Annotated in this window: 14 protein-coding genes; 5 read left to right on the forward strand and 9 right to left on the reverse strand. The window is 32.1% G+C overall.

The annotated features are described in order from the left end of the window. Positions 1-29 precede the first annotated feature (29 nt). Both DK442_RS22235 and DK442_RS22240 read right to left on the reverse strand, forming a co-directional pair. Positions 30-1,325 carry an amidohydrolase family protein gene (locus DK442_RS22235; protein ID WP_109438114.1) on the reverse strand — a complete coding sequence of 432 codons (1,296 nt, stop codon included), beginning with the start codon at positions 1,323-1,325 and terminating at the stop codon, positions 30-32. Between the two features lie 50 nt (positions 1,326-1,375). Continuing rightward, positions 1,376-4,363 (reverse strand): amidohydrolase family protein, encoded by a 2,988-nt coding sequence (locus DK442_RS22240; protein ID WP_109438115.1) that lies wholly within the window; start codon positions 4,361-4,363, stop codon positions 1,376-1,378. A gap of 152 nt (positions 4,364-4,515) precedes the next feature. On the opposite strand from DK442_RS22240, the gene DK442_RS22245 reads away from it, so the two are divergent. After that, entirely contained in the window at positions 4,516-5,214 is a 699-nt protein-coding gene (locus tag DK442_RS22245) for a hypothetical protein (RefSeq protein ID WP_109438116.1), read from the forward strand. Between the two features lie 2 nt (positions 5,215-5,216). Here DK442_RS22245 and DK442_RS22250 read toward each other — a convergent pair whose 3' ends face one another. Then, positions 5,217-6,281: a DUF3810 domain-containing protein gene (locus DK442_RS22250; protein ID WP_109438117.1), complete on the reverse strand. Its 1,065-nt coding sequence runs from the start codon at positions 6,279-6,281 to the stop codon at positions 5,217-5,219. Between the two features lie 133 nt (positions 6,282-6,414). Here DK442_RS22250 and DK442_RS22255 point away from each other — a divergent pair, with 133 nt between their 5' ends. Then, positions 6,415-7,875, forward strand: coding sequence for an aminoacyl-histidine dipeptidase (locus tag DK442_RS22255; RefSeq protein ID WP_109438118.1), 1,461 nt, complete (start codon positions 6,415-6,417; stop codon positions 7,873-7,875). Positions 7,876-7,959: 84 nt separating this feature from the next. On the opposite strand, the gene DK442_RS22260 is transcribed toward DK442_RS22255, so the two are convergent. The 3 genes from DK442_RS22260 to DK442_RS22270 are packed head-to-tail and all read right to left on the reverse strand — an operon-like array spanning position 7,960 to position 10,679. Further along, positions 7,960-9,096 carry a peptidylprolyl isomerase gene (locus tag DK442_RS22260; protein WP_109438119.1) on the reverse strand — a complete coding sequence of 379 codons (1,137 nt, stop codon included), beginning with the start codon at positions 9,094-9,096 and terminating at the stop codon, positions 7,960-7,962. A 12-nt stretch (positions 9,097-9,108) separates the two neighbouring features. Then, positions 9,109-9,660 carry a gliding motility-associated peptidyl-prolyl isomerase GldI gene (gene gldI / locus DK442_RS22265; RefSeq protein ID WP_109438120.1) on the reverse strand — a complete coding sequence of 184 codons (552 nt, stop codon included), beginning with the start codon at positions 9,658-9,660 and terminating at the stop codon, positions 9,109-9,111. Continuing rightward, the gene (locus DK442_RS22270; protein WP_109438121.1) at positions 9,657-10,679 is read right to left on the reverse strand and encodes a bifunctional oligoribonuclease/PAP phosphatase NrnA; all 1,023 of its coding nucleotides are present in this window, start codon (positions 10,677-10,679) and stop codon (positions 9,657-9,659) included. The genes gldI and DK442_RS22270 overlap by 4 nt, the downstream gene beginning before the upstream one ends. Positions 10,680-10,758: 79 nt before the next feature. Between DK442_RS22270 and DK442_RS22275 the strand changes: the two genes are divergently transcribed. Next, positions 10,759-11,790, forward strand: coding sequence for an alkaline phosphatase D family protein (locus tag DK442_RS22275; protein ID WP_109438122.1), 1,032 nt, complete (start codon positions 10,759-10,761; stop codon positions 11,788-11,790). Between the two features lie 172 nt (positions 11,791-11,962). Further along, positions 11,963-12,382, forward strand: a complete 420-nt coding sequence (locus DK442_RS22280) for a nucleoside-diphosphate kinase (RefSeq protein ID WP_109438123.1) — start codon at positions 11,963-11,965, stop codon at positions 12,380-12,382. A 106-nt stretch (positions 12,383-12,488) separates the two neighbouring features. On the opposite strand, the gene DK442_RS22285 is transcribed toward DK442_RS22280, so the two are convergent. The 3 genes from DK442_RS22285 to DK442_RS22295 form a co-directional block, all read right to left on the reverse strand. Continuing rightward, positions 12,489-15,044: a TonB-dependent receptor plug domain-containing protein gene (locus DK442_RS22285; protein WP_109438124.1), complete on the reverse strand. Its 2,556-nt coding sequence runs from the start codon at positions 15,042-15,044 to the stop codon at positions 12,489-12,491. 4 nt (positions 15,045-15,048) lie between these two features. After that, on the reverse strand, positions 15,049-15,963 hold the full coding sequence (locus tag DK442_RS22290) for a FecR family protein (RefSeq protein WP_109438125.1): 915 nt from the start codon (positions 15,961-15,963) through the stop codon (positions 15,049-15,051). A gap of 139 nt (positions 15,964-16,102) precedes the next feature. Further along, positions 16,103-16,624: an RNA polymerase sigma factor gene (locus tag DK442_RS22295; RefSeq protein ID WP_109438126.1), complete on the reverse strand. Its 522-nt coding sequence runs from the start codon at positions 16,622-16,624 to the stop codon at positions 16,103-16,105. A 162-nt stretch (positions 16,625-16,786) separates the two neighbouring features. On the opposite strand from DK442_RS22295, the gene DK442_RS22300 reads away from it, so the two are divergent. Then, positions 16,787-17,938, forward strand: coding sequence for a hypothetical protein (locus tag DK442_RS22300; protein WP_109438127.1), 1,152 nt, complete (start codon positions 16,787-16,789; stop codon positions 17,936-17,938). Positions 17,939-18,142: the final 204 nt, after the last annotated feature.

Below are 18,142 nucleotides of genomic sequence, written 5' to 3' on the forward strand. Positions count from 1 at the left end.
GATTTTCTTAGATTTACTTAAAAAAGTTGTTACTTAGAATTGTATTTCTTACTATATCGTTTCCAAAGTTTGGTATGATGACTTTCTAAACTAATATCACGTCCTTGAATAAATGCTTTTTCTAATTGATTAGTGCGCATATCTAACGCGTCGCCTTTGCTAATAAATAGGGTAGCGTCTTTACCCACTTCTAGGGTTCCTGCAATGTCATCAATGCCAAGGATTTTTGCACTATTACCAGTAATGAGTTGTAGCGCTTTTTCTTTGTCTAATCCATGTGCGGCAACAGTTCCAGCTTGAAAAGGTAAATTTCGAGCATTGGCACGTTCCATCTGGCCACTATTTTGTATTGCAACTAATACACCAGCATCCATAAGTAATTTTGCATTTTTATATGGTTGATCATAATCATCATCTTCCATAGCAGGAACACTATGAGCTCTGGTACTAAGTACAGAAATATTATTCTGTTTTAATTGTGAAGCTACTTTATGCCCTTCATATGCTCCTACTAAAACTAGTTTTTTGATTTTGTTATTCTTTGCAAAGGAAATGACATCTAGAATACCTTTTTCTGTTTCTACATGCATAAATAACGTTTTAGTGCCATCAAAAAGACCTTTCATTGCATGATGAGGGAGGTTTATTGTTTCCTTATTAGATTGTATCGAGGCTTTAGCTTGCTGAACAAAATCTACTAACTGGGTTACTTGTTTTTCGTATTTTTTGTTTTCTTTAAACCCAGGGTCTTCACCAAGCCACCAACGTCCTCTTGTAAATGTATTTGGCCAATTGATATGAATCCCATCATCAATTTTGATAGCAGCATCTTCCCAATTCCATGCATCTAGTTGTACAATCGATGATGTTCCTGTGATTCTACCTCCTCTTGGGGTTACCTGAGCTATTAAAACACCATTTGGTCTCATGCTTTCTACAATTTTGCTTTCAGCATTATAAGCAATGATACTGCGAATGTGAGGGTTGTAATTTCCAATTTCACTATCATCATCTGTTGCGCGAACAGCACTTATTTCTACTAGCCCCAAAGTAGAGTTAGGGGCTATAAAACCGGGATAAACATGTTTTCCAGAAGCATCAATCACGGTCCCTTTTGAAGCAGAACTTCCTGATGAGCCAACTGCGGTAATCTTTCCATTTTCAAAAATAATTATACTGTTTTGGATCACTTCTCCATTACCGATATGAGCAGTGGCTCCAGTAATAGTAATGGCGGTTTTTTGATTTTTTGCAGGTGTTTGCTGAGCACTTATCTTTCCGTATGAGATGAGACAGAGTGCTATTATGGCAATTATATTTTTCATGTTTTTTATGATTATAGACTTTGGCAAGCTCGGTCTGATAAATGTTTTATTTAGTTAATAGTCTCCAAGGTTTCACATTCAAAATTTTGTTTTTCCTTTTTCTTGGCAGGCTGTGTTTTAAGCCCACTGTTTTTTGCTTTTAGCATCATCGTAGAAAGCTTGTTCTTTTCTTTTGTAATAGATTGTCTCATAGCTTTATCTTTTTCAAGATCAAAATAAATTGCTCCTTCAATTATAGTTTTTTCAGCTTTAGCATATATAGAAAGAGGATGATCGGTCCATAATACTAAATCAGCGTCTTTACCTACTTTAATACTACCTACTCTATCATCTATGCGTAATAGTTTTGCTGGATTTAAAGTCACAAATTTTAAGGCATCTTCTTCGCTAACTCCACCATATTTTACAGATTTTGCAGCTTCTTGATTAAGACGACGAGACATTTCACCATCATCACTGTTAATAGCAGTTATCACACCTTGTTTGTGCATAATAGCAGCGTTATATGGTATTGCATCATTAACTTCATATTTATATGCCCACCAATCAGAAAAAGTAGATCCACCTACACCATGAGCAGCCATTTTATCAGCAACTTTATATCCTTCAAGAATATGAGTGAATGTGTTAATTTTAAAGTTAAACTTTTCAGCAACTTTCATTAGCATGTTGATCTCACTTTGTACATAAGAATGACAACTAATAAAACGTTCGCTATTAAGAATTTCTACTATAGTCTCCATTTCTGTATCCTTACGATAAGGAACCCCACTTTTCTTTAGTTTTTCATATTCTTTTGCTCTAGAAAAGTAATCTACATATAACTGCTCAACTCCCATTCTTGACTGGGGAAAACGGCTAAAACTTTGCCAGTTACTTTGTTTAACATTTTCACCTAAAGCAAATTTGATAAACTTAGGAGCATTAGTGTAAATTAGATGATTTGCATCTTCACCCCATTTTAACTTTATAATGGCAGAACGTCCACCAATAGGGTTTGCAGAACCATGAAGTATCTGAATAGAAGTTACCCCACCGGCAAGATTTCTGTAAATGTTGATATCATCAGGGTCAACAACATCTTCTATGGTAACCTCTGCAGAAGAGTTATGCCCTGCTTCATTAATTGCAGCAGCAGCAATATGAGAATGCTCATCGATAATACCAGCAGTAAGATGCTTTCCTGTAGCATCGATTACTCTAGCATTTCCAGAATTTAGATTTTTACCTATCGCTGAGATTTTACCATTCTTGATGAGAACATCTGTAGTTTGCATGATCCCTTCTACCTCATTAGTCCATACAGTAGCATTTTTAAATAGTATAGTTTCAGATTTTGGTAATTGAGTGTTACCATAAGCTATATTAGGATATACCACTGGAAGAACTTCAGGAGCATCTTTTTTCTTAGCATCTTTTTTAACATCTTTTGTACCTGCAGTATCTTCTGTTTTCTTTTTAACCGAAAAAGAAGTTTGTGCTCCATTAGGAAGTATAGTTTTTCCACTCCAGAAATTTGAGTTGTCTCCGATTTTTGAAATGATTCTGGTATATTGGGTTTTTGTGGTGTCTGGATCAGTAAATGTTATAGTTACCCAATCATTTTTATAATTGATTTTAGTACCTAATTTAGTTTCTCCAAGCTTTAATTCAGCTTTAGGAGAAGAGGTTTTTCCCGAAATCAATAAATCATATGTTTTTCCAGAAACTGATAATTCATATTTTCCGTTAATATCAGTAATATTCATATCATTAATAATATTTTTATGTCCCTGTATCCAGTTTTCATATATAATATTATCCTTTGAAAACAATTCATCTTTTGAAATTAAAAAGTTGGCATACGCTCCTTTTTTAATACTTCCCAAAAGATTACTTTTTCCTAAGATTTCAGCGGGAATGGTGGTTAAAGCGGCAATAGCAGTTTTTTTATCTAAGCCATGCTCAATTGCCTTTGCTATTCTGGTTTTTAGATCAGCTATCTTCTTTAACTTATGTGTTGTCAAAGAAAATGTAATTCCGTTTTTAGATAAAACATATGGATTAGTTGGAGCTTGATTCCAATGACGCATATCACCCAAACTAACCAAATTAGCCATGAAAGGGTCAGATACATCATATGCTTCTGGAAAATCAAGTGGAATGATATATTTTGCATTAGTAGCTTTTACTTTATCTATACGAGCATATTCATCTCCACCACCCACTAATATATATTGTATATTAAACTGATCACCAACTTTATCTGCTCTAAAACCATTAATTCTGCTTCCAACGTCAAAAATTTGAGGAAGGTTTTTATTTCTGTTTAATGCCTCTAATGATAAATCTTTGTTATTAGCATTACCACCTGCATACCAATCAGCATCATAATACATTTGTCTAAGTAAAGCCATACTACCCATTAGAGAAGTGGGATACATTTGCTTGCTTTTATTGCTTTTAGAAAATGATAAAAATTGAGCTGATCGATCACTTAATAGACGTTCTCCTTCTGTTCCTTGATTGTTTAATGCTACTAATAATCCAGTTCCTCTCACTATACCATCTGGCATATGTGTATTTACAACACCAAATCCTTCTTTTATGAATTCGGTAGCTTTTTTTGTGTCATACTTAAAAAGAGTTAGAGCATTAGTTTCGGGACGTATATGGTCATTCCAATAATATCCTTCTCTAGAAGCTTCATATTGTGGATTTCCTCTAAATGGACTACCCCCTTTGCGTTTTGGTTTTTCGATACCAAAGTTGGTAAAAGGATCAATGAAAGAAGCGTAAATATGTTTTCCTTTTAGGTCAATAACAACACTGTTAGTGGGAATGGATAAGGAATTACCTACCTGTACAATCTTTCCTTTTTGGATAATCAGAATTCCATTTTTGATTTCTGTATCAGGTGTAGTGTGAATAATCGCATTTTTAAATACGGTGTAATTAGAATCTGTGGTATTAACTCCATCATTTTTAGGAAAATAATCTTGAGAATGAGAATTTAATATTCCACATGCTATTGCAAGTGATAATAGAAGTTTTTTCATGAGAGTTGCGTAAAGTGTATTGAATCGGTTTTAAAGATAATAGTTGAATCAAAAGGAGTTTGTTAATTAAGGTTTATTTAACAGTTGTAGGTATACTCTTTGATATCTATTTATTTTTTTATTGACTAAATTACCACATAAACATATCCATCATGAAAAATTATCTTTTTATTCTAGCGGCTTTTTTTTGTATTTTAATGAATGCACAACAAACACCTGCAAGCTCACCTGTTGAATTTAATCAAACAACTAATAAAATACTATTGAATCAATTTGTAAGAACAGCATTAAAAAATACTGTCTCTGAAGAATCCATTAATGGTAATAAGTATTATGAAGAAGATTACAGAGTAGCAAATATATTTGTTGATGATGTAGTAATCGGAGAATATCCAGTAAGGTATAATGGTTTTCATGATGAAATAGAAGTTATGGAAGGTAATAAAGTATCAGCTCTTTTACCTAAAAAAAATGTAAAAGTAGTTTTTGATGAGTACATTTATAAAACTTTAAATGATGATGTTGATGCCCGAAAAAAAAGCTATTTTATTGATTTTCAAAACGGTAAAAATGTGTCGTTGATTTTAAAGGCGAGGAAAAAGATTAAAAGGGCAGCTCAACCACATTCTGGTTTAGGAGGAAGTATTCCGGCAAATTTTTATGAAGACTACAAATATTATATAAAAGATAAAAGCGGAGATTTAACAAAGATAAAACTTAAAAAGAAGGAGGTTTTAGCTGTCTTAAAAGATAAAAAAACTGAAATAGAAAAATTTGCTTCTTCAAAAAAATTAAGTTTTAAAAAAAAGGAAGATTTGATTAAAATTATAGACTACTATAATACGTTGTAGTTTTATAATTTGGTCTTGTAATAATTAACTAATAAGGCTACTACATAGCTGTACGTGTCTAATCCATCAGGTTGATCGTTAGCTTTTAGATAACTGTCATAAGTACTTTTAAAGATAGGTTCAAGAGGATTTTCGTAGGATTCCCAAAATTGATTTACCTCTAGATAATTTTTTCGAATTCCCGGACGTAATTTTTCAATAAGACAAATGGCTTTTTCTTCGTTACGAAGATAGAGGTCATTTAAGCAAAACTTTAAAGCAAATGTAACTCCGCTATAATTAAAATAAGAATCATCATAGTTTATTGTGGTTAAGGCGGCTATAAAGTTAGCTTCATTTTCTTTTGCAAACCCCAATTGGTGAGCTTGCTCATGACAACTTGTTGTTGGAGCTTTATAGTTAAGAATTAATCCATTTATTTGTGCTTCATTAGTAATCGGATTTAGGTATCCACTAAAGCCCATGTAGGTAAGAGGAAGACTTAAAAGTGATGTTTTAATACTCTTAGGGTGATACTTTAATGTAGGGAATATGGTATTAAGTTGATCATAGGCAGGGACTGTTTTTTGAAAAACTTCGTCTTTGGTATATGGGATTCGTATTGGCAAAGAGTCGTTGGGTTCTAATTCTAAATGTAGAGAATTAGCTTGTGAAATCAATTTCTCAGAAACCTTAATAAGTTCCACTTCGGTATATTGATCATCAATTTTTAGTATTTCATGTAATGGCAGTCGATAATAATTCATGCCCCATAGGATATGAAAACTAGCATAAATGATAGATAAGGTAGCTCCAATATCGAATAGGACTTCTTTCCAAATTATTTTTTTTCTAAATACCTTTTTGAATAAAAATCGAATTAACAATACAATCAAAATACAATAGACTATATCTCCAAAAGAAAACGGAATCCAGCCAAATACATACCGTAGAATTTTAGAAGTATAAATAAAAATTCCATTACTGTAAAATTGTTCGATAACATCAGGGAAAAAAGAGAGTACTTTAACCAGAATGACCTGAATTGGCAGTAATATCGTGAGATATAGCTTTGTTTTAGATTGCATTGGGTAAATATATTTACAATTCTGAATTTAGGATAACGAATTAAGAGTTTTTTAGTATCAATTAGTTTAACTCATGAAACTTTGATTCTTAATTTTAAATTAAGAATTTCGCAATTCTAAATATAATACACATATGAATTCAGAAATAAGAGTCTTAGAACCCAAAAGACTTTGGAATAAATTTGCAGATCTTAATGAAGTACCAAGACCTTCAAAAAAAGAAGAGCGTGTAATCGCGTTTATGAAAGATTTTGGAGCATCTTTAGGATTGATAACCGAAGTTGATAAAGTTGGCAATGTCCTTATAAAGAAACCAGCTACAGCAGGGCTTGAGAATCGTAAGACTGTGGTAATGCAATCACATTTGGATATGGTTCATCAAAAGAATGCAGATACCGATTTTGACTTTGATACTCAAGGAATAGAAATGTATGTTGACGGAGATTGGGTACGTGCCAACGGAACAACACTTGGTGCTGATAATGGATTAGGAGTAGCAACAATTATGGCAATTCTTGAAGCAACAGATATTGCTCATCCTGCTCTTGAAGCACTTTTTACTATTGATGAAGAAACTGGTATGACAGGGGCTATGGGGTTAGAAGGCGGATGGTTACAAGGGGATATACTTTTAAATCTGGATACAGAAGAAGATGATGAAATCGGAGTAGGCTGTGCTGGTGGAATAGATGTAACTGCCAAAAGAACCTATAGAGAAGAACCTATAGAACAAGGTAAAAAAGCATATGTCATTTCGGTTACAGGGCTTAATGGTGGTCATTCTGGAATGGATATTCATAAAGGATTGGGAAATGCCAATAGAATAATGAATAGACTATTGTTTGATGGTTTTGAAAATTTCGGACTACAAATCAGTGAAATCAAAGGAGGAAGTTTGCGTAACGCTATACCTAGAGAGAGTTTTGCCAATATAGTTGTTGATACTGTTCAAGCTGAAGCTTTTGAGTTTGAGCTCAATGAATTGATAAAAACAATTAAGAATGAACTTAGTACAGTGGATCCAAATCTTAGTATAGAGATTAAGGAAACTAATCTGCCAGAAAAAGTAATGGAATTAGGAGTACAAGAAGGAATGTTAAAAGCGTTATATGCAGCGCATAATGGAGTGTATAAGATGAGTGCGTCGATTTCGGATTTAGTAGAAACCTCTAACAATATATCAAAAGTTACTATAGGAAATGGAGAAATGACTATTGAATGCCTAACCCGAAGTAGCGTAGAATCCTCTAAACAAGATTTGGTTAATAAATTAAGAGCAACTTTTGAATTGATAGGGTGTGAAGTAATTACTGGTGGTGATTATCCTGGTTGGGCACCTAATATGAATTCATCAATTCTAAAAGTATTAGATGAATTATATCAAAAATTAAACGGAGAAAAAGCGCATGTAGCTGCTTGTCACGCTGGTTTAGAATGTGGTATTTTGGGGCAAAATTACCCAAATATGGATATGATATCTTTTGGTCCGACAATTTTAGGAGCACATTCTCCAGACGAAAGAGCAAGCATTTCTTCTGTTCAGAAATATTGGAAGTTTGTTAAAGAAATTTTAGCAAATATTCCGTTGCAATAGATAATAAAAGTAATCGTTCTTTTAGTTACTAAAAAAGCGTCCTGATCAGGACGCTTTTTTTTATATTTCTTCTGTAACTATTTTTTATTTAGCTTCTTCTTTACCTTGGATATTCATAATTTCTAGTTCGAATATCAAATCAGTGTTTGGTGGAATTGTTCTTGCTCCTCTTTCTCCATATGCAAGGTGAGAGGGGATAAAAAGTACAGCTTTGTCTCCTACTTTCATTTTTTGAACTCCTTCTTTAAAACCAGGGATCATTTGAGCATCTGGTGAGTATGGTACTGGAATAGGAGCATATCCTCTAGGATCTGCTGCTCTCTGTTCGTTATATACACCTAATTCTTTAGCTGTCTCTGCAATATTAGTATCAAAAATTCTTCCATCTGTAAAAAAACCAGCGTAGTTTACACCAACGGTATCATCTGATTTTGGTTGTTCACCATCTCCTTGGTTTATAAAATGAATTTCTAAACCGCTTTCTAATTTTGTAGCTTTAGCTTTTAGCTCAACAAATTTTGCAGCAATAGCTTCGCCACGTTCTTTTGCTAATCTTTCTTTTTCAGCTTTTTCTTCTTCAAGAGCTTTTAATTTATCAGTAAATGCAGAATCTGTATCAAATGCCTTTGCGTCTGAACCTTTACGGATAATATTAACTTCTATCATTTTTAGTTCTTCTACTGGTTTGTCTCCTGCTGCGGTCTTAGTAATACCTATACTATCAACAATTTCTTGACCTAGTACAATTTCACCAAAAACAGTATGTTTTCCGTTTAACCATGGAGTTTCTTTTAATGTGATAAAAAACTGACTTCCGTTTGTTCCCGGACCAGAGTTTGCCATAGATAGAATTCCTTTTGATTTGTGAGAAAGTGAATCTACGATTTCATCAGGAAATTTGTATCCAGGACCACCAGTACCAGTACCTAAAGGATCTCCAGTTTGGATCATAAAATCCTTGATTACTCTATGAAATATAATTCCATTGTAATATTTTTTTCCTTTATAAGTGCTATCGACCATAGTGTTAGTACCTTCTGCCAAAGACACAAAGTTTGCAACCGTCATAGGAGTAACATCATGATATAATTTTGCTACCGTAGTTCCTTGATTGGTTATAATTTCTGCATAAATTCCATCTTGTAGATCTGGGTATTTTTCATTACAGCTATTAAGTGTTATTGCAATAATGGCTAGGAATAATAAATTTAATCTTTTCATTTTTGTTGGTAATTAATTTTCTGTTGTTGATTCTTTTGTAATTGTGTTAAGTGTTACTTCTGTTATTAACGGAATATTTGTGCCAATCTTATTATCATCACCATAATATCCATAAGCTTGATAAGAAGGGAAAAGAAAAGTAACCATTTCTCCTTGTTTCATGAGTTTTAAACCTTCTCTTAAACCAAGAAAAAGTTCTTCTTTATCAATACGATATGTTATAGTATCTAATTCTTGTTGTGTGTAAATTACATTGCCGTTTAAATCTGTTACATTATAATTAAATGTAACTATATCCCCAAATTTTGGAGTTGTACCTGATATAGTGTCTTTTTTAGTGTAAAAATACCAGAAACCGGTTTGTGATGCCAGATAATTATGAGCAGAGTCGTTATTAATTATTTTTTGAATTCGAGCTTCTTCCTTAGCTGCAAGTTCTTTATTACGACTTATAGATTCATCTATGAAAGACCCTGATTTAATATTTATAGGTCTCCTGGCTTCAGGTGTTTTACAAGATGATAAGAAGAAGACAAGACAAAGTATGTGAAGTACTAACCTCATTGATTTAGGACGTTTTTATAAGCAGGTAAGATACTAATAAATTTCTCAACAGTATCAGATAATGAAAGATTACTTCTTCCACCGGCAGCATTATGATGACCCCCTCCTTCAAAATGACTTCTTGAGAATTCATTTACAGAAAAATCTCCTTTAGAACGTAAAGAAATTTTAATGATTCCTTCTCCTTTGTTTTCAATAAAAATTAAGGCAAACTTAATATCTTTTATAGAGAGTCCTAAATTGACAAAACCTTCGGTATCTCCTTTTTTGAAATGATGATCATCTAATTCTTTTTGAGATAAAGTGATATAAGCAGTTTTGTATTCTGGAATAACTTTTAAATTGTTTAAAGCAACACCTTGTAATTGAATCCTGGATAAAGTATTCATATCGTAGATACTTTCATGAATACCAGTGTTATCAGCACCATGATCAATCAAATTTGCAATTACCTTGTGCGTGATACTTGTTGTTGATCTAAATCTAAAAGATCCCGTATCTGTCATTATTCCAACATAAATGCAAGTTGCAATTTCTGGAGTAATACGATCTAAATCATCAAGTTTTTCTATAAAGTGATAAATCATTTGACAGGTAGAACTCATCCCTGTATCACTATAGGTATATGCCGCGTAAGTATCGGGTTGTTGATGATGATCGATCATGATAAAAGTGGTTTTAGTTTTAGCCAAAACATTTTCCATGTCACCACTCCTGGATAAGTGATTAAAATCTAAAGTGAAAATAAGATCAGCTTCCTCAATTTTTGATATAGCTTTTTTAGTTTCACTATCGTATTTAAGAATTGTATCTTGTCCTGGAATCCATTTTAAAAAATCCGGATAATCATTAGGAGTAATAACAGTAACGTTATGATTACTTTCTAATGCAGTAAGATAATGATATAAGCCTAAACTAGAACCAACAGCATCACCATCTGGATTTTTATGAGTTACAATAACAATTTTTTTTGAAGAGGATAATAATCCTTTTATTTCGATTATTTCATTAGTATTCATAGGTCAGCGAAGATACAATAAATAATATTTTGGTAATATTAGAACTACTACTTTTATATGTACTTTATATGCTCTAATAATGAAAAGAAAATATACATACCTCGTATTGTATGTCGCTGTCGTACAGTTTTGTTTTAGTCAGAAAAAAATCGAAGTTAATAATACCGATTTTACTATTGCTTTTGGAAGTTGTAATAAACAAAACAATCCGCAACCTTTTTGGAATGAAATATTAAAAAACACCCCTAATGTGTTCATTTGGGGAGGAGATAATATCTATGCGGATTCTGAAGATGTATTAAAAATAAAAAATGATTATGCTCTTCAGAATAGTAATTCTGGGTATATGAAGCTAAAACAATCTGTACCAGTAATGGGAACATGGGATGATCATGATTATGGTAAAAATGATGCAGGAATAGAGTGGAGTAAGAAAAAAGAAAGTCAGCAGTTGTTTTTAGATTTTTTGGAAGTATCAAAAGATAGCCCCAGAAGAACACAGCGTGGAGTATACACGTCCCGAATATTTGAAATAGACAAAGGAAATATAAAGGTAATTGTTTTGGATACTCGATATTTTAGATCTCAGTTAAAGAAAAGTGCTAATGGTAATGGTCGCTATGAACCTTATGATAATAATGAGGGTACAATTTTGGGAGAAGAACAATGGAAATGGCTTGAAAAAGAATTAGAGAATAATTATTCTGATTTTGTTGTTATTGTCACCAGTATTCAGTTTTTGTCTTCTGAACATGGTTTTGAAACCTGGGGTAATTTTCCTCATGAAGTAGCACGTCTTAAAGAGATACTATTAAATAAGAAGGTTAGAAATGCAATTTTACTAAGTGGAGACAGACATATTTCTGAATTTTCGATAACTAAGATACCAAGTCTAAAATATCCATTAATAGATTTTACATCAAGTGGATTAACACATTCGTATTCTGCATATAGAGGAGAATCTAATAAATATAGAATAGGTAATGTTGTTTCTATTCCGAGTTTTGGAGTTCTAAAATTTGATTTTGATTCTTATGAAGTAACTATGCAAATTCGGGGAAAGAATAATGTTGTACTTCAAGAATTTAAGCAGCAATATCCCAAAGATTAATCTTTTTTTGTATAATCTTCAAGAAGGTTACATATTCCTAATAATAATTCTTGTTTTTGAAGCTTTTATATATATTTTTGCACAAAAATTAAAAAATCGGGTTGTAATATACCTAAATAATAATCTGAAATACTTTTAGATAAAGAAGTATATAGAAAGTAAAAAAAATACCATGGCAACAAACAGAACTTTTACGATGCTTAAACCGGATGCGGTAAGAAAAGGATACATCGGAGCAATTCTTGAGCAGATTAACGCTTCAGGATTTAGAATTGTAGCAATGAAATTAACACAACTTACTACTGACGATGCAAAAGCGTTTTATGCAGTACATAGCGAACGTCCTTTTTATGGTGAGCTTGTAGAATATATGACCAGCGGTCCTATTGTTGCTGCTATTTTAGAAAAAGAAAATGCAGTAGAAGATTTTAGAACTCTTATTGGAGCAACTAATCCAGAGGAAGCAGCAGAAGGTACTATACGTAAGAAATATGCAACTTCTATTAGTGAAAATGCAGTACACGGAAGTGATAGTGATGAAAATGCCGCTATCGAAGGAGCTTTTCATTTTTCTGGAAGAGAGCAATTCTAAAGATAAAATATTCAGAATTTTTTTAAAACCATTTCGTTTTCGGAATGGTTTTTTTGTTTATCATCTTCAAAAAATACGAAGTAATGTGATAAAAAATAATTTTTATTTACCAAAAGACTCTGAAGCTAATATTGGGTGTAATTCCTAGAGAAAGGATGTCAGAGTTTATGAATTGATTATTTAGAGAATTTGTTGTTCTAAATTCTCGGTTTAGCAAATTCTTCATATTATACAAATTAAGAATTGAAAGCCCAACACGATATTTGAAATTAGAATGTGATCTTAACTTAAAATCATAAATAGCAGAAAAATCTAACCTATGATATTCGGGTAATGTATTACTATTAATTTCTCCAAATTCTAAGATTACAATTTCACCACTATCGTCAACTCCAGATACATTAGTGAAAGACTTACCAGTATGCCATATCCAACCTAGAGAAAACTGAAAATTATTGATTTTGTAGAATTGAGACCATTTTACTGTATGTTCAATATTCCAATTACCAGGAAAAGATTCGTTATTGTTGATGTCCTCAAATGTATTGCGTGTATTAATATAGGAATAACTCACCCATGTTTTATAGTTTTTGAATCTCTTTTTAAGAAAAAGATCAATTCCAAAGACTCGACTTTCTCCTACATGATATGTGTTATCAATAGGATTAATAAACCCTGCGGTTAATGTTGTAATGTCCTCGATTTGTTTATAGTAACTATCAATGTCAATAAACCATTTATTTTTTCTAAAACTACTCCCGAATGTGTATTGATAACTTGTGACTATAGGAAATTGATCATCATTAGCTAATGTCCAAACCTGATTTTCTAAAGATAGATCACTGACCACAGATTCTTGTATCTGACTTGTTGCCTGACTACGGTATTCTGCACTGGTATTGATTTCCCAATTTTTGGTAATGTGTTTTTGTAGAAAAACTCTGGGTTCAATAAAGGTTTTATCTAGTTCTGCGTAAAAATTAAAACGTAATCCGGTAGAAATAAAAAAGTTTTTTGGGTTTTCGAGTTTATATTCAGCGTATGCGGCATGGGTATTTAAAAAACGATCATCCTGATCCAAGACTAATTCATAACTGGGAGTAGCAGTTACAAACGCGTATTTGATTGTATTGTTTGAAAACTGATATCCTCCCGAAACACTCTGGTAATCTGATATTTTGTAGTCCAATTCAAATTCTGCTCCAAAATCTGCGACATTATTTTTTTTACTTTCAATTTCTGTTATTGCACCTAGATCTCTGGTAATGAATTGATAATTTAATAGATATTTGGTATAATATCCACTTACATTTTGAGAAAGATTTTTCGAATATGATTGATTCCAGCTAAAGTTATATCCCTCATTTTCGGTAACGAGGTTATCATTAAATGACTCTACATCATCACTTCTTCTAAAATCCAAATCATTTTTACTGTAAATAGTATTGAATTCTATTTTGTGATCATCAGATGGTTTTATGATTAGATTTGCATTATAATCTGCATAGAAAAAATCATTAACTTCATCATTAAGCTCTACCGTTTCTGCAATTTTTGTATTCTGAAAAACGCGATCTGATAACTGTTTGTATGTAAAAGTTTCTAATACATCGGTATATGATCTTCTCCCAGATAACTGAAGAGATACTTTGTCTTTTATGATTGGTATATGCGCAACAGCATCTACGTTAATCATATTAAAACCAGCTCCGCCCGTAAAACGATTAGAAACTTCATTTTCAGACTTAATATCCACTACACCGGCGATTCGATCTCCATATTTTGCGCTAACACCACTTTTTGAAAAATTTACCTCTTTAGCAACATAGGGATTGAAAGCTGATAGCATACCAAAAAGATGTCCTTGATGATATGTTTTTATACCGTTCCATAACACTAGGTTTTGATTTGGAGTACTACCTCTTACAAAAAGACCAGAAGCTGTTTCAAAAGGGTTGTTAACTCCCGGGGTTAGTTGTATGCTCTGTAAAATATCAGGTTCAGTTCGACCAGGTAATACTTCAACATTGTCTAAGTCAATATTGATTATCTTTTTGTTTTGTGTAATTCCTTTAGCCAAATATTCCTGAATAAAAACTTCATCAAGAATTTCTTCCTGAGCTGCATGTATAAGGCGTATTTTGATACATTCTCCTGTTATAAATTGTTTGGTGTTTAAGACTCGTTGACGAAATCCGGGAGCACTAATCAAAATAACAGAATTAAACGATACTTCGTTCTTTTTAAAATATCCATTTTGGTCTGTTGTGATATTGGTGCGATCAGATTTAAAGAATATCCTAATATCTTTCAGAGGCTTGTTTTCTTCATCTAAAATATATCCACAAATTGAAAGCTTATCTTTTTGGTTGAAAGAACTAATAGTAACAAAGTTATTTCCTGTAATAGTAAATTGTAATTGTGTCTGTTTTTGTAGTTCTTGGGTAAGGTTTTCTATGGATATCTCTGGGTTAATGGTAATTGAAACTTTTTTGTTATCAATTAAGTTATCGATATAGGAAAATTTAAGATTGTAGAGATTTTCTATAATCGTAATGGTCTCTAATAGCGATTTGTTTTCTACAGTTATCCCTTTTGTTTCTTCCTGAGAAAAAACAGATATATACCATAAAAAAAAACATACACATAAAAGTCTTGTCATGCTATTACTTTTCTAATACCACGGTCTTGCCATCTTGCGATACGCTATACTCCATGCCTAAGGTACTAAAAACTGTTTTAAGAGCCACTTCCTTATTGTTATTAGGAAAAGTTCCTGTGTATATAGTTTTGAGATTTATGTTTTTTGTATTAATATCTAAATTATATTGTTCTTCTAACTCATCGAATACATACTTTATAGGTGTACTTCTAAATGAGCTTGTATTTGTAAGCCATGAAGGTTCATTAGACTCAAAAGTCCATTGTTCAGGATTACTATTATTTAAATTTCTATATCCTTTTCCTGCCGTAAGAATTTCTTCGTTTTTAAGATTGCTTACACTAACCTTACCTTCATAACAAGCAACTTCGAAGAAATTGTTTTGTGATTGTACATTAAATTGTGTTCCTAATACAGATACTTCTCCATTTTTGGTTGAAACAGTAAATTTACTTCCTTTTTTAACTTTGAAATATGCTTCTCCTTTTAATGTTACTGTTCTGTTTTCATTCCAGCTATCACTGTCAAAATTTGCAGTAGATTTAGCATTAAGAATCATTTCGGATCCATCAGGTAAAGTAACCGCTAATTGTTCTCCGTAATCAGATGAGAAAGAATCATTAGAGTTAAATAAAAATAACCCTAAAATAATTGCGATTGAAGCTGCTACGGCTGTGTATGGCCATAATTTTATAACTAAACCAGAGTTCTTATTCGTCGTGCTATTTCGTTTAGATTTTAAAGTGTGAAGTTCTTCTTCAACATCATAATCTTTTAGATCCAAAGCATCTGCACCCGCCATTATCTTTACATAATATTCATATTCAGGATGAGACTTAAATTCACGAAGTTCCTCTTCAGAAAGCTCTCCGCTAATCCATCTGGATAAGAAAATATCGTCTTTTTTATCGTCTAACATAACTTCGGTTATATATATGTGAACGTTTCATTTGCTAATTACCCTACCTTTTATTTGTAAAAAGATTGAATTTTTAATTTTTACTACCATAAAAAACTATTTTTAAGTATTTTATGTTGCGACATCTTTGTATTTAATATTAAATATTTCCTATTTTTTTTCGTAAGGCTAATAATGCCTTATGCATTAATTTCTCTATAGCTTTTACAGATACATCTGATAATTCTGCAATTTCTTTATAAGTCTTTTTGTCTATCCTACTCAAAAGAAATACTTCTCTTTGTCGTTCTGGTAAATCAGCGATCGCACTTTTTAGTTTCTCCATATATTCTTTTTCTAAGATGACAAATTCTGGAGATTCATGGTTAATATCGGTTTTACGCTGTACTATATAATCTTTGTACTTGAATTTTACTTTTTGATGACGTGTATTGCTAATGCCTAAGTTAGTAGCAATAGTATAGACATAACTTTTTGCTTTGTCAATAGGTACTTTAGAGCAATTATTCCACAGTTTGATAAATGCATCCTGAACGATATCTTCTGCTTGCTCCATATCTCCAAATTTATAATAGATATAGTTTCTCAAAGATTTAGAGTGGTTTTTAAAAAACCTGTCAAAAGCATTTTCGTTACATGTAGAATTTTTATTGTCAGACATTGGGGAGGTAAAATATATTTTTCAAATCTAGATTTTTTTTTCAAGCTATCAAAAATAAAAAAATTAAAGTATGCTAGGGTAGGGTGTTCTTTTTTTGAGTCGTTTCATTTTAGAGAAGTAGAAAAGGACTTCTAAAATTAATAACTCAAAAAATTACACACAATGAAAAAAATTGGTATTTGGTATTTTTTAATACTTTCACTTTTATTAGGGTTTACATCTTGTGATGATGAAACAGAAGATTTTGATAATGATCCAAAAGTAGAGATTGTTATCGACAATAAAGAAGGAAGCGCGGTCTATAGTTTTGAAGCTAAAACAACCGGTATTGATGATAATGCACAAGTGATTTGGTCTGTGGATGGAAAAGACATAGAAGGAGAAGATCAACAAAATATCATTAACCAAATCTTAGATTATTTATTTAAACCAGGAAAACATACAATCTGTGTTAGGGTAATAACAGAACAACGAACAATAGAAGCTTGTGCAGAGATTAATGTAGATGTGGATCAAAACAACCCATGTCCAGATTTATTTTTTAAAGCTAAGCGTTATCAAGGGCCGTTTACATATAAGTTTATAGCAGATTTTGAAGGAGTTGAAAATGCATCCTATGAATGGTCTGTTAATGGAGAATTGGTTCAGGAAGCTTCACAAAATGATAATCAATATCTTATTTATAATTTTGAGCAGGCTGGAGAATACGAGGTGTGTATCATGACCGAAACACCAGATTGTCCTCAAGGAGTGTCCTACTGTAAAGTCATTGAGGTAAAAGACGATAATAATGGATTATGCCCAGAGTTATCTTTTATTACTGAAGGGAATTTGTTGTTTGCTAATTTTCCTGAAATGGAAGAATTGGAAGCTTATGAATGGTTTGTAGATGGTCAATTAGTAGAAACTGAATCTCTTCAGAATCAAGATCGTGATGATTTACTTAATTTAGAATCTTACAATCCAGGAACATATACGGTTTGTATTAAAGCAGAAACACCAGATTGCCCTAATGGGATAGAATTTTGTAAAGAAGTTGTTATACCAGAACCTAAGCCAATAGATTGTTCTGTATTTGATTTGGTAAACTTTAAAGATAAAGCAGCTGTAGCAGGTGCTATATCTATTACAGATATTGATCCTAATTCTGTGGTTTGGACCATCGATGGCACAGTAATTACTCCAATAACACCTAGAGTTGCCCGACTTACGGATCATGTTACTCAACCGGGAAAATACGAGATTTGCTATAAAGCTGTTTCTCCAACATGTGGGACTCTCGAGAAATGTATCGAAATTGATTATAAAGGGTAATGTGTAGAAAATCATAGTGATTTTTCTATATAATATATTATTTATATAAAATCAAAAGAAGGTTATGTATATATATATGTAACCTTCTTTTTTATTGATTATCAATTAATTATATAGGTTTTGTCTGTTTTTTTTAATAAGGTGGTAGGGGAATTCCCCCTTGATGCGTTTCATAAATGTACGGCAAATAGAAAGCCAATTTTA

Source organism: Aquimarina sp. AU119 (genome assembly GCF_900312735.1).
GTDB classification, from domain to species: Bacteria; Bacteroidota; Bacteroidia; order Flavobacteriales; family Flavobacteriaceae; genus Aquimarina; species Aquimarina algiphila.

Coding starts and splice junctions, on each gene's coding strand:
- DK442_RS22280 (WP_109438123.1), top strand. CDS start 11,963: ATGGCAACAAACAGAACTTTTACGATGCTTAAACCGGATGCGGTAAGA.
- DK442_RS22240 (WP_109438115.1), bottom strand. CDS start 4,363: ATGAAAAAACTTCTATTATCACTTGCAATAGCATGTGGAATATTAAAT.
- DK442_RS22295 (WP_109438126.1), bottom strand. CDS start 16,624: ATGTCTGACAATAAAAATTCTACATGTAACGAAAATGCTTTTGACAGG.
- gldI (WP_109438120.1), bottom strand. CDS start 9,660: ATGAGGTTAGTACTTCACATACTTTGTCTTGTCTTCTTCTTATCATCT.
- DK442_RS22285 (WP_109438124.1), bottom strand. CDS start 15,044: ATGACAAGACTTTTATGTGTATGTTTTTTTTTATGGTATATATCTGTT.
- DK442_RS22235 (WP_109438114.1), bottom strand. CDS start 1,325: ATGAAAAATATAATTGCCATAATAGCACTCTGTCTCATCTCATACGGA.
- DK442_RS22275 (WP_109438122.1), top strand. CDS start 10,759: ATGAAAAGAAAATATACATACCTCGTATTGTATGTCGCTGTCGTACAG.
- DK442_RS22300 (WP_109438127.1), top strand. CDS start 16,787: ATGAAAAAAATTGGTATTTGGTATTTTTTAATACTTTCACTTTTATTA.
- DK442_RS22270 (WP_109438121.1), bottom strand. CDS start 10,679: ATGAATACTAATGAAATAATCGAAATAAAAGGATTATTATCCTCTTCA.
- DK442_RS22250 (WP_109438117.1), bottom strand. CDS start 6,281: ATGCAATCTAAAACAAAGCTATATCTCACGATATTACTGCCAATTCAG.
- DK442_RS22245 (WP_109438116.1), top strand. CDS start 4,516: ATGAAAAATTATCTTTTTATTCTAGCGGCTTTTTTTTGTATTTTAATG.
- DK442_RS22260 (WP_109438119.1), bottom strand. CDS start 9,096: ATGAAAAGATTAAATTTATTATTCCTAGCCATTATTGCAATAACACTT.
- DK442_RS22255 (WP_109438118.1), top strand. CDS start 6,415: ATGAATTCAGAAATAAGAGTCTTAGAACCCAAAAGACTTTGGAATAAA.
- DK442_RS22290 (WP_109438125.1), bottom strand. CDS start 15,963: ATGTTAGACGATAAAAAAGACGATATTTTCTTATCCAGATGGATTAGC.